Source organism: Mongoliitalea lutea, assembly GCF_014652135.1.
GTDB classification, from domain to species: Bacteria; Bacteroidota; Bacteroidia; order Cytophagales; family Cyclobacteriaceae; genus Mongoliitalea; species Mongoliitalea lutea.
In genome coordinates, this window is sequence record NZ_BMYF01000021.1 from 23703 (window position 1) to 38723 (window position 15021).

The window sequence follows — 15021 nt, forward strand, 5'->3', positions numbered from 1 at the left end:
TATTTGAACTAATAGGCTGACCGTGTTATCTCAACTTTTATTTCAGTATCGCAGATTTTATTATCGAAGGAAGTTTTTGTAAACTTCGCCCCAATGATTGTTGGAAGGACTTGAGTTTGGTTCTCCTTGTTCATTTAATAAGGCATTATTGTATTGGCTGTTTTGAACCCATAGCCAACCTAATACGGGGACTCCATAGCTTTTCGCGGCATTAAGGAAGTGGTTTACTTCCATTACATCGCCTACATTTTGAACCCCAACCTCTCCAAAGATAAAAGGTATGTTGTTACTTTTAATGCTAGCCAGACGCTCCTTAAGTTGATCTTCGTTGGTGTTTACTAGCCATTTTTCATAGGCATGTAAATCAAATGCGATGTTGAATCTTTTTTCTGTAAGTTTTTTACCATGAGAAAGGATGGCGCTTTCTGATTGTCCCATTTCATTTCCAGGAACGATGATTAAATTATGAAATCCATTGACCCATCTGAGGTTATCTACCATTTCACTCATATCTCTAAGCCATCTTTCATGAGTGTATCCATTTTCATTGTTCCAATGATAAGGTTCATTCCAAACCTGTATCCAAACATCGGTCTGATCCTTGAAGTGTTCAGCAATTTCTTTCATTTTCGCTTTGTATGCGATGTAAAAAGACTGTTCTGAAGGGTTGAGTCCTGCCAATAAAATTTGTTCTCCATTTGAATTTACCCAGCCAAATGGACATAGGATTGTGATAATATTTTGAGAGCGGTTTTGATCAACGATTCGCTGTAAGGAGTGGTACCATTTATTGTCACTTCCGAGTATTGGATAGCCATCGATGGGCTGTTCGCCTACATTCCCAATAAATTCCCGGACGATTTTCAGGTTCCATTCTTTCATCAATAGAGGGTCCGCAAGTCCAAAAGTCTGCATAGTGTTGGCACCATTTAAGGTAAATGGCATCCCATTATTGATTATATTGGGTCCTTCTACATGAAAGGGACCTTTGATGATACTTGGTATAGGAGGTATAGAGATATTTGGGTGGTTATCATCAGGTTCGCAGGAGCTCAGCGTGAAACTCAAAAGAGCTATAACAAAGAGTACTCGATTCAATTTTATGCACCGAAACTTTGATATCGACTGTGATTTAAGTTGGTTCAACACAAACTTTTTTAATGCTTTTGACAATTTTGCAACCACGAAATGGACAAACTAGTAGCCTCGCTAGGAATCGAACCTAGATCTAACGTTTAGGAAACGCTTGTTCTATCCATTGAACTACAAGGCCTGATATGAATTGATAGTCCTTAGACAAGATCGGGAACCGAGCTAGGACTTTTCCAGCTACTAGTATGAATAGGAGTTGAGAATCAAGAATCAAGATGCAAGAATCAAGATGCTAGACAGCTCACTGTTCACTACTCACTATTCACTGCTCACTATTCACTGTTCACTACTCACTGCCCCTTCCTCCTTTATTCAAATTTAACCCAATTCCTTACAATTATACAAATATATTCCGTGTGATTTGCTGATTTACAATAATTAACCGTATCTTTGCAGTCCAAAAATTAAGATGGACGGGATCCATCAATTCACTAAATATCAAAATTATATGGCAGTTAAAATCAGATTAGCGCGTAGAGGCCGTAAGAAATTGGCAATCTATGACGTAGTAGTAGCTGATGCGAGAGCTCCACGTGATGGACGCTTTATCGAGAAGTTGGGTACCTACAACCCAAACACTAACCCTGCATCTATCACCATCAACAACGAGCGTGCTCTCACTTGGTTGATGAACGGTGCACAGCCAACAGATACTGTAAGAGCTATGTTGTCTTACAGAGGTGTATTGTTGAAAAAACACCTTCAAATCGGTGTAATGAAAGGTGCTATCACGCAAGAACAAGCAGATGCTAAGTTTGAAGCGTGGAAGTCTGGCAAAGATGCTGCAATCGGCGGTAAAGTGGAATCTTTATCTAAGGCTAAAGCTGATGCTCGTCAAAAAGCATTGGAAGCTGAAGCAGCGAAAAACCAAGCGCGTTTGGACGCTATCAAAGCAAGAGAAGAAGAAGCTAAAGCTGCTGCGGCTGCTGAAGCGGCTCCTGCTGCTGAAGAAGCTCCTGCTGCTGAAGGCGAAGAGGAAACTCAAGCTTAATATCTCATATCCCCATGAACAAAGACAATTGTTTTCAATTGGGCCATATAGCCAAAGTTCATGGACTTCATGGTGAGGTAGGCATCGTACTCGATGTAGATTATCCGGAAGACTACGAAGATCTCAAACATGTATTCGTAGAGCAAAAATCTAGATTGGTCCCCTTCTTCTTAGAACATTTTGTATGGCAGCATAGCAACAAAGTGCTCGCAAAGTTTGAGGATTATGATACAGTAGAAGCAGCTGCCCCACTCGTTGGTTCAGGCTTGTTTCTCCCGCTATCACAACTGGAAGAGTTGCCGGAAGATCAGTATTATTACCATGAGTTAATAGGATTCGAAGTACTGGACGAAGTACTGGGAAGTATAGGGGAAGTAAAAGTTATTTATGACTTAGAAACCCAAGATCTAATGGGTGTTGACCATCAAGGCAAAGAAGTCCTTATTCCGATTCAGGATGGGATCGTCATGAGGGTCGACAAGGTAGCTAAAAAAGTTTACTGCCAATTACCTACAGGATTACTTGACATCTACTTGGAAGATTAACCCATGCGTATAGATATCATTACCGTGGTTCCTGGCTTATTGGAAGGTCCTTTTGCACATTCTATTCTGAAAAGAGCAGAAGAAAAAGGTATCGCAAAAGTCAGAGTTCATAACCTCAGAGCCTATGCCAGTGGCAAACAAAAGCAAGTCGATGACTATGCATTTGGAGGCGGTGCTGGAATGGTCCTGATGGTGGAACCCATCGTCAAATGCATTACAGCATTACAGGCGGAGCGGATCTATGATGAAATAATCTACATGAGCCCCGATGGAAAGACCTTTGACCAAAATATGGCCAATGAGCTTTCGCTGAAAGGGAACATTATGATTCTATGCGGTCATTATAAAGGTGTGGACGAGCGGGTCCGTCAAAAATGGATCACCCGCGAAATCAGCATCGGGGATTACGTTTTATCAGGAGGAGAATTGGCAGCTGCCGTAGTGACAGATGCAATTATCCGATTGATACCAGGCGTACTCAACGATGAAACCTCAGCATTGACAGATTCCTTCCAAGATGGACTGCTAGCACCACCTGTCTACACTAGACCGGCGGAGTATGATGGAATGAAAGTTCCGGATGTATTGCTATCAGGTCATGAAGCCAAAATCGAAGCCTGGAGATTTGAAGCATCGGTTCGCCGGACAAAAGAAAGAAGACCCGACCTATTGGAAGGGAAAGATTTCTAAAGGCGATTGTAAGCAAGCACTAATAATAGAATTCATTCAAGACTGCGCGGAAGCGCAATGCTACAAGCAAATAAAACATTTAAGCTATGAGCGAACTAATGAAAATCGTAGAAGCGGAATACAGCGAGGTAAGAGCTAAATTCCCTTCTTTCAAAGCTGGTGATACCATCAACGTTCACGTAAGAATCGTAGAAGGTAACAAAGAAAGAATCCAGCAATTCCAAGGAACTGTAATCCAAAGAAAAAACCCTAACTCCAATGGTGAGACGTTCACTGTAAGAAAAGTTTCTAATGGTGTTGGTGTTGAGAGAATTTTCCCAATCCTTTCTCCTGCAATCGAAAAAATCGAATTGATGAGAGAAGGTAAAGTGAGAAGAGCTCGTTTGTTCTACTTGAGAGGCCGTCAAGGAAAGTCTGCAAGAATCAAGGAAAAAATCAGAACAAAGAAAGACGCTTAATCAAAGCAAATCTTTGCAAGAAAAGGGAACTCGTTCAGGGTTCCCTTTTCTATTATAGTTTTTTCAGTTGATTTTGAGGTTTTTAACCACTCTCTTATCATAACTCTTGAATAAATTTGATTAACATTCTTAAACTTTCGCTTTTTGGTGAATCTAAAACCCAATTCTCAATCTGTACAGTGTTCAAGTTCCTTAACCCACTTTCATCTAACCTTAAATTTTCAATCAAAAACTCATATGCATTTTTTATACTCCTAAATCGTACATCTCGTGTGGTAATTATTTTATCACAAATAGCCTTCTCTGGGCTCGCAATCATCACGTATTGCGTGTCGCTAAGTCGATCAAAATTTACTATCTTTGCACCCTGATTTTCAGAAACCAAACCAACCATTTGCCCTCTAAATGGGTTAGATGACAGAAGAAAAACCAATATGAATAGAGAAGTACGCGTTCGCTTTGCTCCTTCACCCACAGGAGCTCTACATATCGGAGGAGTTAGAACTGCTCTTTATAACTACCTCTTTGCCAGAAAAAACAATGGTAAATTTTTGTTAAGAATTGAGGATACGGATCAGACTAGATTTGTTCCCGGAGCTGAAGAATACATCAAAGATGCTTTGGATTGGTTAGGGATTACTCCTGATGAGAGCCCTTGGAATCCGGCTGACTGTGCTCCATACCGTCAGTCTGAACGCAAGCCTATGTACATGCAGTATGCCTTGGACTTGGTGGAAAAAGGCCATGCGTATTATGCATTTGATACAGCAGAAGAGTTGGAAGCAATGCGGGAGCGCTTGACTGCCGCCCGTGTGGTATCTCCTCAATATAATTCCATTACGCGTACACAGATGAAAAACTCCTTGACTTTGCCTGAGGATGAGGTAAAAGCAAGGCTGGCATCTGGCGAACCCTATGTAATTCGTATCAAAATCCCACGCAAAGAAGAAGTGCGATTAAATGATATGATCCGTGGTTGGGTGATGGTACACAGTTCAACCTTGGATGATAAGGTATTGATGAAATCCGATGGGATGCCAACCTATCACTTGGCCAATATCGTGGATGACCACTTGATGGGAATCACCCATGTAATCAGAGGGGAAGAGTGGTTACCATCTGCTCCATTACACGTATTGCTATACAAATACTTTGGTTGGGAGGATACTATGCCTCAGTTTGCACACTTGCCCCTATTACTCAAGCCTGATGGAAATGGCAAGCTTTCCAAGCGTGATGCGGATAAGCATGGATTTCCGGTATTCCCGATGGACTGGCAAGATCCTAACACGGGAGATAAAGCTATGGGATTCCGTGAACAAGGGTATTTGAAAGAGGCATTGATCAATTTCTTGGCTTTCTTGGGCTGGAACCCTGGAGATCATCGGGAAATGTTTACCTTGGATGAACTGGTAGAAGCATTCAGTATTGAGCGTATTGGAAAGTCAGGGACCAAGTTTGACATCAATAAAGCAAAGTGGTACAATGAACAATATCTGCGAGCTAAAACTGACGAAGAACTTGCGGTATACTTGCAAAATGAAGTTGCCAAGGATGGCTTGGAAGTGGATGCTGAAAAAGCAGCCAAAATTGCAAGCATCATGAAAGAGCGTGCAACATTCCCTGCGGACCTTTGGAAAGAAGGAAAATTCATGTTGATTGCTCCTCAGAGCTTCGATCAAGATGTGGCAAGCAAAAAATGGAATCAGGATGCAGTGACGGTATTGAATAGCTATGTTCAAGAATTAGCAGCTGACACTGCGGAGTTCACTCCCGAGTTGGCCAAAGCTTTACTTGAAAAAGCAGCCGAGAGCAACGGAATCAAATTAGGAAAAATCATGCAGGCAGTACGCTTGGCGGTGACAGGCGTAGGTGCTGGTCCAGATTTGATGGCCGTATTTGTCATCATCGGCAAGGATGAATTGATCAAACGTATTCAATTTGCCGTATCAACTTTATAGAATAAATAACTAGCTGGAGTCATGGCGAAAAAACCCAAAAAAGAAGAAAATCCAAAAGTCCATAAGGATTTGGAAGGATTCAAAATGAGTATCAACTCATTCGGTGAGATTTCTAGCAGCTTTTCCATCGAGAAGCTCAATGAGTTTTTGAACAAAAATGTCGAAGACAAAAAGCTAAAAGACCGAGAGGATATTGATGATATCAAAGAAGGGAAATCTTCTGACTCTTAATCAGAAAACTGAAAAGCGCTCACGTAATTGTAGCGCTTTTCTTTTTTCCGTACTGAAAATAGTTTACTTTTAGTTGTCCCAAACTTCATCAACATGAGAAAGGTATTTTTAGCATTCGTAGGATGGTTTATGGTGCTGTATACATTTGCCCAAACGGGTTCTATTACAGGAATCGTACTGGACGCACAGACGAAAGAGCCGCTTCCATTTTGTAACGTTTTTATTAATAACACCACAATTGCCACGACTACGGATTTTGACGGGGCATTTACATTAACAGGTATTGCTGAAGGAGATATAGAGGTAGGTTTTTCCTTTATTGGTTACAAAGCACAACAGAAAACGGTAACAGTGAAGGCGGGCACCTCCCAAAGTATTTCAATTAATTTAGCCCCTACTGAGCAAGAACTGAGTGATGTAGAGATCAAAGCCTCAAGAGATAAAGCTTGGGAGCGAGAGCTTAAAAAGTTTAGCGATTATTTTTTAGGTACAGATGAAATTGCATCTTCTTGTGAAATTTTAAACCCATGGGTGATCGATTTTCCTGAAAACAATAGCAATACCGCTTTCCGTGCATTTGCCTATCAACCAATTCAAATCAAAAATAATGCTTTAGGATACTTACTGACCTTTGATTTGAAAGAGTTTCAATTCACCAATCAATCCTATGTTATCGTAGGAGCAACACGATTTGAAGAATTAGAGGCACCTGATAACCGAACTCGCAACCTTTGGAGAGCAAATCGCTTGGATACTTATTTGCGTTCACCTGCCAATATGTTCCGTGCTATGATCATCGGTAGGCACAATCAGGAAGGGTTTTATTTGTATTGGGATAAGCCTGGGGGATCAGAATCTAGGAATATGCGTTCCGATGTGTTTGCCGAAGAGTTGGGGAAATCTGTCATCAAATACGAACCTGAAAACTTGGTGTCACTTGGGAAAAAACCTGGGGAGTACAGGCTTTTTCTCAAAGGAAGAATTGAGATTCACTATGAAAAAGGATATTCCAAAGTCAATACCTACAAAGATGCTCCCTATCCAATTTCTTGGCTGGAAGTCAATGGTAACTATGTAACCGTTACTTCCAATGGAATGGTAGTCAATCAAAAAGATGTGGTTTTTTCGGGCGATATGAATAAGAGTAAAGTGGGAAACCTGCTGCCTCTGGATTACAGTCCTTCTTTAGCTGCCCAAATGCAGGCGCAAGTAGTGCGAGATGCGAATAGCCTGCAAGAGCGAATTCACTTGCACACCGACAGATCGTATTACTACAAAGGAGATCAGGTGTTTTTCAAGGCTTATATAAATTATGCCAATCCTTTCAATCGCCGTGAGTTGAGTCAGGTCTTGTATGTAGAACTCCTATCCGAAGACAGAGATGTGATTTTGGAACGTAAGCTCAAGATAGAAAATGGAGTAGCTGTTGGAGATTTTCGATTACCGGAGCGCTTAGAAGGCAATGCTTACTATGTAAGAGCCTTTACCCAATGGAACCGGAACTATGGGCCTGATGCCTATTTTGTTCAAGCTTTACCCGTTTTGGATATTACCCAAAAAATCCTGCAACCTGTACAAGATCCAAGTAGGGATTTGCCTGTTAAGGTTACTTTTCAAGCAGAACCTACGGAGCTAGATAAAAGGACACTTGTAGTGCTTTCTTTAGAAACCAAAGATGCAAACAATAGACCTATTGCGTCCAATCTATCGGTAAGCATTACAGATGACAGGCTGGCCTTACCCAATGCTGTTCCTTCTAGAATTGCTGAAAACTTGGCAATCAAAGAAGTTCCTGCCCATATTACTACCGAAAAGTTTATGCATCAGGTTGAAAATACCTTTAGTCTTTCAGGCATGTTTAAAAATGAAAAAGGTAAAGCTACAGCTACACCATTTACTGTTTATATCAATAACTTCGAAGGGGAATTAGATTGGGAGACAGAAAAGGATGGCTCCTTTATATTGGATGAAATGGATTTTTATGGACCGATTGATTTCTCATTTTTGGCGGTGGATAAAAAAGGAAAAGGCTACGGCACCTTCGAATTGACACCTAAATTGAAGCCTCCGTTTTTTATTCCTTCACATGCTAGGATGCCTACTATCTCAGATGCAGGTGAGCAATTATTTAAAGAAAGAATTGCTGAGGTAGTCTTGGAAGAAGTCAAGGTAGAAGCGGTCAGTTCGAGATCGAATAAGGCAATATATGGAAATGCTGATTATGTTATAGCAGGGGAATCCCTGATGCGTGGAGGAAATGCAGCTGATTTGTTGTTAGGGATAAAGGCCTATGTGCCGGGGATGATGGTCAATTCTCTGGGACAGGTTACTTTAAGAGGAGGTGCCACTTCGGTCTCTAATTCTTTGGAACCATTGGTGATGCTGGATGGGAATGTATTGCCATCAAGTTCTGCCGCCAATGTGATCCGTTCGATCAATCCTAACGACGTGGATCGGGTAGAAGTAGTGACCCGAATGCTTTCAATCATGGGGGATATGGGCCGAAATGGTATAATTGCGATTTATTTGAAAAAAGGGAATATGCAGACAGCTGACCTCTTGGCAGGAAGTCCAGGTTTGAGTTCATTTGTCGTAGAGGGATTTCACCCTCCTTCCAATTTCGTACAACTAGATTATGGAACATTGGAAGATGCACCGCTTTATGATGAACGTGTCACTTTGTATTGGAATCCTTATTTGATTACAGATTCTGTGACGGGAAAAGTGCAATTAGCCTTTTATACCAATGATTTGGACTCCCCCAAAACGGTGACCGTCGAAGGGTTGACGATCGATGGGCAGGCCATTCATGCTACATATACGATTCCTTTTCGTAAATAAGCGCTAAATATTTGCTACTATTCCCATTTATTAAAGATCTACTGTATTTTTGAGCATGAAATTATCCTATCTGCTGTTTGGGTTACTGCTGCTGATGAGTTGGGAGGCTGTTGCTCAGTTGAATGTCGGGGTACGGGGTGGCTATAGTACGTCTTCAATTACCTATAGACCTGAGCCGGGACGTCCTGCTATCAATACATCCAATATCAATGCGCCTCTTTATGGCTTGGTAGTAGAGTATTTTGGTAATAAAAATGCAGGCATTGCCTTGGAGATTCATCAGGTGAGTTTGGGTTACACCCAACGGGACAGTATCTCCGGCGGTGAGAATCAAACAGAATTGCGCTATTTAAAAATGCCTCTTCTGTCCAATTTTTATTTCGGTAATTCCGGGCGCTTTCATATCAAATTGGGACCTCATGTGGGTATGTTGATCAATGCGATTGACATCAAGCGAGAGGTTCCTGATAATCCGATATTCCTGCCGACTTATGGTCAGCCGGGTGATAATCCCAACCGCTTTATGTATGGATTGACCCTTGGGGCTGGATTGTCCAAGCTTTTAGGCAAGTCAACCTTAGCGGGTGATGTCCGCTTTGGATATGAATTTGCACGACCGGAATCCCAAAACCGGATTTTTGATATGAACTCTTCTACTATTGAAGTTTCTCTGACATATATGTTCCAGTTGGTCAAGCCGAAGTGGAAAAAAGAAGAATAGAGGAACTATTTAGTGTTTTTTGAGGTATAGGAATAGAATTAAATCCAATCGACATGTTGCAAGCTCAAAAACGCCCCGTACATATTTATATGGAAGCCAATCCCAACCCAAACTCTATGAAGTTTGTGGTCAACTTTATGTTGGCAGATGATGGCATTAGTTTTGATTATCCTACCCAAGAGAGCACGGAGACCTCTCCTTTAGCAAACGAGTTATTCAATTTTGCGGCAGTAGAGCGTGTTTTTATCGCTGCAAATTTCGTAACTGTAAGCAAAAAAGAAGATGTAGAATGGTTCGAGATACAAGACTTTATCCGTGAGCATATCAAAAAATATTTGGAGTCCGGTAAATCGGCAGTAACGGTGGTTTATGATAAAGATCCGTTATTTGATGAAAATGACTCTGAAATTGTGAAAAAAATTAAAGGGATTTTGGACGAATATATCCGTCCTGCCGTTGAACAAGATGGTGGAGCGATTGTATTTCATAGTTTTCAAGATGGTATTGTGAAAGTATTGTTACAGGGAAGCTGTTCGGGCTGTCCTTCCAGCACTGTGACCTTGAAGGCAGGAATCCAAAATCTTCTTACCCGAATGATTCCGGAGGTAAAAGAAGTACAAGCAGAAGGTGTTTAAAGGAAATTGGACGTGGACAATCTTAGGCCTGACTAGTTTACTGGTCAGGCATTTTGCAATTAAGTACCCTGAGAAAACCGAATTGGTTTACTCAAGAACTGTTTTTCCTGGAATTCGCAATATTGTGGATACTACGATATCCCAATTGCCATTTGCTACAGTGTATCTTTTTGTAGCCTCTATCTTTATTTTTATTGGCATTTTTATTTATTACTTTTTCCAAAAGCAAGGCTGGAAAAATAAATTAGGCTATAGCATTCGCTCGCTGTTTAATAGTTTGGGCGCTATCGTATTTTTTTTCCTTGTCCTTTGGGGGTATAACTATCAACGTGTACCGATTTTTCAGCAAGTAAACATTAATCCTATTCCATTGAATCAGGAGCAATTGGAGGATGAGATGAACTTGACCTTGAGGATTGTCAATAACCTTCGTAATACCATTACCCAAGATACAGTAGCGATTGAAGAAATTCTTGCGTACGATAGTTTGGAGCGATTGGTAAGAGCCAATATGCGAGAAAATTTATACCTCTTGGGTTTAAATTTTACAGGTGAGCCTCGGACCAAACAATTTTACCCAGCTGGCTTTATGCGTAGAATGGGCATATTGGGTATCTATTTCCCTTTCACTGGAGAGAGCTACATAGACCCCACTTTACATCCCCTGGAAAAACCTTTTACGATTGCGCATGAAATGGCCCATAGCTATGGGGTGACTGATGAGGGAGAGGCTAACTTCATTGCTTGGGTTATTTGCTCCAATTCAGAGGATCCCTTACTTCAATACTCCGGTCAACTCCGCCTCTTACGGTATCAGATGAATGATTTACTTCGGATGTCCCGGGATCTTTACAGGGATTTTTACCAAGGCTTGCCCACAGGAATTCGCAACGACCTCTTATCTATTCAAAAAATACAGGAACAGATTAAGCCTTTTAATCTAGAGATCAGCCGGAAGTCCAATGACCTTTTCCTGAAAACCCAAGGAGTCAAAGCGGGCGTGAATAGCTATCAACAATTGCCGATGTTAGCCTTTGCTTGGAGAAATACCTTAAGAGACTGATAAAAAAGTCCACGAATGGTACGATGACGCATTGGGTCTCACGAAAAGGGTTCACGCAGAGGCGCAAAGGCGCAAAAATATTGGATTAAGCCCAAATCTAAACTTTACCTTCTAAAATCTGAAATAAAAAAGTCCACAGATGTCACAGATTTACACAGATTAAGGAGTTGAGAGAAATTTTGGGGGATAGTTTATTTACAATGGCAGGATTGATCATTTAATTTACTCGCATGGCTCGGGGAATGGGATTTCATCCTTCCTCCTTCCTCCTTTCATACTTCCCTCATTTCTCGGAAATTTACCGTACCTTTGCAAACTGAAAAAAACTGAATCAGGAATTTAGATGAGTTTGACTACCGAAATACAGAAGCGCAGAACCTTTGCTATCATTGCTCACCCGGATGCGGGAAAAACTACCTTGACTGAAAAACTTCTGCTTTTTGGTGGAGCTATTCAGACGGCGGGTGCCGTAAAATCCAACAAGATCGACGTAGCTACCAAATCTGACTGGATGGAAATAGAGAAGCAGCGGGGGATTTCTGTTGCTACCTCTGTCATGGGTTTCGAATATAAAGGCGTAAAAATCAATTTGTTGGACACTCCTGGGCACCAGGATTTTGCGGAAGATACCTACCGTACATTGACAGCGGTGGATTCGGTAATCATGGTGATCGATTGTGTGAAAGGGGTAGAGATCCAGACAGAGAAATTGATGGAAGTGTGCCGGATGCGAAATACACCGGTTATCTGTTTTATCAATAAATTAGACCGGGAGGGCAGAGACCCATATGAGTTGCTCGATGAGGTAGAGGAAAAATTGAATATTCAAGTTCGTCCGCTATCCTGGCCTATAGGAATGGGTAAAAGCTTTAAGGGTGTTTACAATTTGTTTGACAAAAAACTAAACCTGTTTACTCCAAGTCAGCGAAAACTTTCAGATGACAGAACTGTCATTGAAAATTTGGATGATGCTGAACTAGATACACTTATCGGTCAGAATCCTGCCAATCAATTGAGAGAAGATGTGGAATTGATTGAGGGTGTGTATCCTGATTTTGATGTAAAGGAATACTTGGAAGGTAGAGTAGCACCTGTGTTTTTTGGTTCTGCGGTGAATAATTTCGGAGTCAATGAAATGCTGGATACGTTCATCAATATTGCCCCTGCACCGAAAAGCAGGAATGCTGAGGAGCGGGAAGTACTACCAGAAGAGTCCAAGTTTTCTGGGTTTGTATTTAAAATCCATGCCAACATGGATCCTAACCATAGAAACAGAATTGCCTTTTTGAGAATTTGTTCCGGTAAATTTGAGCGAAACAAGCCTTATAACCATGTTCGAGGTCCCAAGCCTTTGCGTTTCTCCAATGTAACGCAATTTATGGCGCAGGATAGGGAAATCGTAGACGAAGCATTCCCCGGAGATATCATTGGCTTGTACGATACGGGGAATTTGAAAATCGGGGATGCACTGACGGAGGGAGAAAACCTGACTTTCAAAGGAATTCCTAGCTTTTCTCCGGAGATTTTCAAGGAGGTCATCAATAAAGATGCCATGAAAACCAAACAATTGGAAAAAGGTCTGAAGCAGTTGATGGAGGAGGGAGTTGCCCAGTATTTTACCTATGAAATGGGTAACCGTAAAGTGGTAGGAACCGTTGGTCAATTGCAATTTGAAGTAATTCAGTTTCGACTGAAGCATGAATACAATGCCTCTGTGGAGTTTGCTCCTATGAATCTGTACAAAGCTTGCTGGATCAGCAGTAAGGATAAAAAACAATTGGATGAGTTTGTTCGCTCTAAGAGTAGACACATTGCCAGAGATAAGGACGATAAATTAGTCTTTATGGCCGAGTCGAGAGCTTGGTTGCAAATGGTGCAGGACAACTATCCTGAAATTGAATTTCATTTCACCTCGGAATATTAAGTCCATGAAAAAGAAACCATTCTCCGTAGTCTATGAAGATAATCACCTGTTGGTGGTCAACAAAGCTGCGGGTATCCTTGTCCAAGGAGATAAAACAAAAGACAAAACCCTTACGGATTACTGTAAGGAGTATATAGCTCAGAAATATGACAAGCCAGGGGCAGTATTCTTACACCCCGTGCACCGCTTGGATAGACCGGTGAGTGGTTTGGTGGTATTTGCCCGTACTTCCAAAGGCTTAGAGCGCATGATGGAATTATTCCGCAAGCGCGATATTCATAAGGTGTATTGGGCGGTGGTCAAAAATAAGCCAAAAGAGGAGTCAGGAAAATTAACACATTACTTGGTAAAAGATGAGCAGAAAAACTTTGTAAAGGCATATACCAAAGAGGTTCCTGGTTCACAAAAAGCCGAGTTGAATTACAAAACCGTTGGCAAGCTGAATGATCATTGGCTCTTAGAGGTGCGCCCGGTATCGGGTAGGCCACATCAGATTCGCGTTCAATTGGCTTCCATGGATTGTCCGATCAGAGGGGATATCAAATATGGTTTCCATAAGCCAAATGCGGATGCCAATATCAACTTGCATGCCTTCCATTTGGTCTTTGTCCATCCGATCAAAAAAGAAAAGGTCTATCTACGTGCCGCTTTACCGGAAGAAGCTTTCTGGGAGCAATACTTAGAATTTGAACCAGTCAAAGCAAAAGATCAGCATGTAGCGAATACATTTAGTGGATGATGGGAGTGAACAGTGAGCGGTGAACAGTGAGCGGTGAACAGTGAGTACTGACAGTGACGAAGTGAGCAGTTGGCAGTGGGAAATTGAATGGATGAAGGAGGAGTGTTGAAGAATTTAGAATGAGGAATGAATAATGAGGAATGGAAGGGGTGTGGAATACGGTTTAGTGTGGCAATAGTGATTGGTTGATGAGTTGGAGGTCCTCGGTCCACTGTCGACTGTCCACGGCACGATTGTGATTGAAATATGATTATTCTTTTTTATTTCCTGAATCCCTACTTGGTACATGTGAGTGATTAGTAATTAGGTGTCCACAGCAGTGACATTAAAGTGCTAAAAAAGGATAAATGCAAGTTTCAACCGCGCTGCAAGTCTTGATTCTTGGTTCTTGTTTCTTGCTTCTAATCTCTCGCATCTCGCTTCTAAAAAAAATACTTATGAAAAAACAATTCGGATTTTACACAGCAATAGTTTTCTTAGCAGTACTCCTTCTATGGTCTTGTGGGGCGAAGCAGGAACCGAAGACCATCTATGTGGTGAGGCATGCAGAAAAATTATTGACTGGGGATGATCCATATTTGAGTGTGGCGGGGACTGTGCGATCCAAGAAGTTGGCAGAGATTCTTTCCGATAAACAAATTGAACATGTGTTCAGCACCGATTTTATACGTACAAGAGCGACTGCTCAGCCGTTGATTGAAAAAATCCCCGGCTTGACCTTGGAGATTTATGAAGTCCGTAAGCATGATGATCTTGTGAAGGAATTAAGGAAGCGTAAAGGGAATATGTTGGTGGTCGGCCATAGCAATACCATTCACCATGTTGTCAATTACTTTGTTCAAAATGGGGAGCAATACTCTGAATTAGAAGATTTAGAATATGGGTATATTTTTGAAATTACTCTTGAAAAGGATGGTTCGAGTACAGTACTCAGAAGAGATTACAGGGAGTTTAATTAGTGAGCAGTGAATAAGTGGGTAGTGAGCAATGGGGAGTGATTAGTGATTGGTTGATTAAGTGATTAGTAGAGGGAAGTCGACGGTCAACAGTCGACGGTCAACGGTTTCGTA

At 41.4% G+C, this 15021-nt stretch carries 14 protein-coding genes and 1 tRNA gene; 13 read left to right on the forward strand and 2 right to left on the reverse strand.

The features are described from left to right. Positions 1-60: 60 nt before the first annotated feature. Positions 61-1098 (reverse strand): cellulase family glycosylhydrolase, encoded by a 1038-nt coding sequence (locus IE080_RS15490; protein WP_229800680.1) that lies wholly within the window; start codon positions 1096-1098, stop codon positions 61-63. A gap of 103 nt (positions 1099-1201) precedes the next feature. Next, positions 1202-1273, reverse strand: a tRNA-Arg gene (locus IE080_RS15495). A 327-nt stretch (positions 1274-1600) separates the two neighbouring features. On the opposite strand from IE080_RS15495, the gene IE080_RS15500 reads away from it, so the two are divergent. The 13 genes from IE080_RS15500 (at position 1601) to IE080_RS15560 (ending at position 14910) form a co-directional block, all read left to right on the forward strand. Next, on the forward strand, positions 1601-2143 hold the full coding sequence (locus tag IE080_RS15500; protein WP_189584662.1) for a 30S ribosomal protein S16: 543 nt from the start codon (positions 1601-1603) through the stop codon (positions 2141-2143). Positions 2144-2157: 14 nt separating this feature from the next. Next, positions 2158-2688, forward strand: coding sequence for a ribosome maturation factor RimM (rimM, locus tag IE080_RS15505; RefSeq protein WP_189584664.1), 531 nt, complete (start codon positions 2158-2160; stop codon positions 2686-2688). A 3-nt stretch (positions 2689-2691) separates the two neighbouring features. Continuing rightward, a complete protein-coding gene (gene trmD, locus IE080_RS15510; protein ID WP_189584666.1) occupies positions 2692-3378 on the forward strand; it encodes a tRNA (guanosine(37)-N1)-methyltransferase TrmD in 687 nt (228 codons plus the stop codon). An 86-nt stretch (positions 3379-3464) separates the two neighbouring features. Beyond that, on the forward strand, positions 3465-3836 hold the full coding sequence (gene rplS, locus IE080_RS15515) for a 50S ribosomal protein L19 (RefSeq protein WP_189584668.1): 372 nt from the start codon (positions 3465-3467) through the stop codon (positions 3834-3836). 434 nt (positions 3837-4270) lie between these two features. Beyond that, positions 4271-5797, forward strand: a complete 1527-nt coding sequence (gene gltX, locus IE080_RS15520) for a glutamate--tRNA ligase (protein ID WP_189584670.1) — start codon at positions 4271-4273, stop codon at positions 5795-5797. Between the two features lie 21 nt (positions 5798-5818). Further along, positions 5819-6028, forward strand: a complete 210-nt coding sequence (locus tag IE080_RS15525) for a hypothetical protein (protein WP_189584672.1) — start codon at positions 5819-5821, stop codon at positions 6026-6028. A 93-nt stretch (positions 6029-6121) separates the two neighbouring features. Further along, on the forward strand, positions 6122-8869 hold the full coding sequence (locus tag IE080_RS15530) for a TonB-dependent receptor (RefSeq protein WP_189584674.1): 2748 nt from the start codon (positions 6122-6124) through the stop codon (positions 8867-8869). 55 nt (positions 8870-8924) lie between these two features. After that, positions 8925-9590, forward strand: a complete 666-nt coding sequence (locus IE080_RS15535; RefSeq protein ID WP_189584675.1) for a porin family protein — start codon at positions 8925-8927, stop codon at positions 9588-9590. Positions 9591-9643: 53 nt separating this feature from the next. Beyond that, complete coding sequence (locus IE080_RS15540) at positions 9644-10225, forward strand: NifU family protein (RefSeq protein WP_189584678.1); 582 nt, start codon at positions 9644-9646, stop codon at positions 10223-10225. Then, entirely contained in the window at positions 10218-11288 is a 1071-nt protein-coding gene (locus IE080_RS15545) for a DUF3810 domain-containing protein (protein WP_189584681.1), read from the forward strand. Before IE080_RS15540 ends, IE080_RS15545 begins: the two co-directional genes overlap by 8 nt. A 343-nt stretch (positions 11289-11631) precedes the next feature. Beyond that, positions 11632-13212, forward strand: a complete 1581-nt coding sequence (locus IE080_RS15550; protein WP_189584684.1) for a peptide chain release factor 3 — start codon at positions 11632-11634, stop codon at positions 13210-13212. 4 nt (positions 13213-13216) lie between these two features. Then, positions 13217-13951, forward strand: a complete 735-nt coding sequence (locus IE080_RS15555; RefSeq protein WP_189584688.1) for an RluA family pseudouridine synthase — start codon at positions 13217-13219, stop codon at positions 13949-13951. 437 nt (positions 13952-14388) lie between these two features. Continuing rightward, positions 14389-14910: a phosphoglycerate mutase family protein gene (locus IE080_RS15560; RefSeq protein ID WP_189584691.1), complete on the forward strand. Its 522-nt coding sequence runs from the start codon at positions 14389-14391 to the stop codon at positions 14908-14910. Positions 14911-15021: the final 111 nt, after the last annotated feature.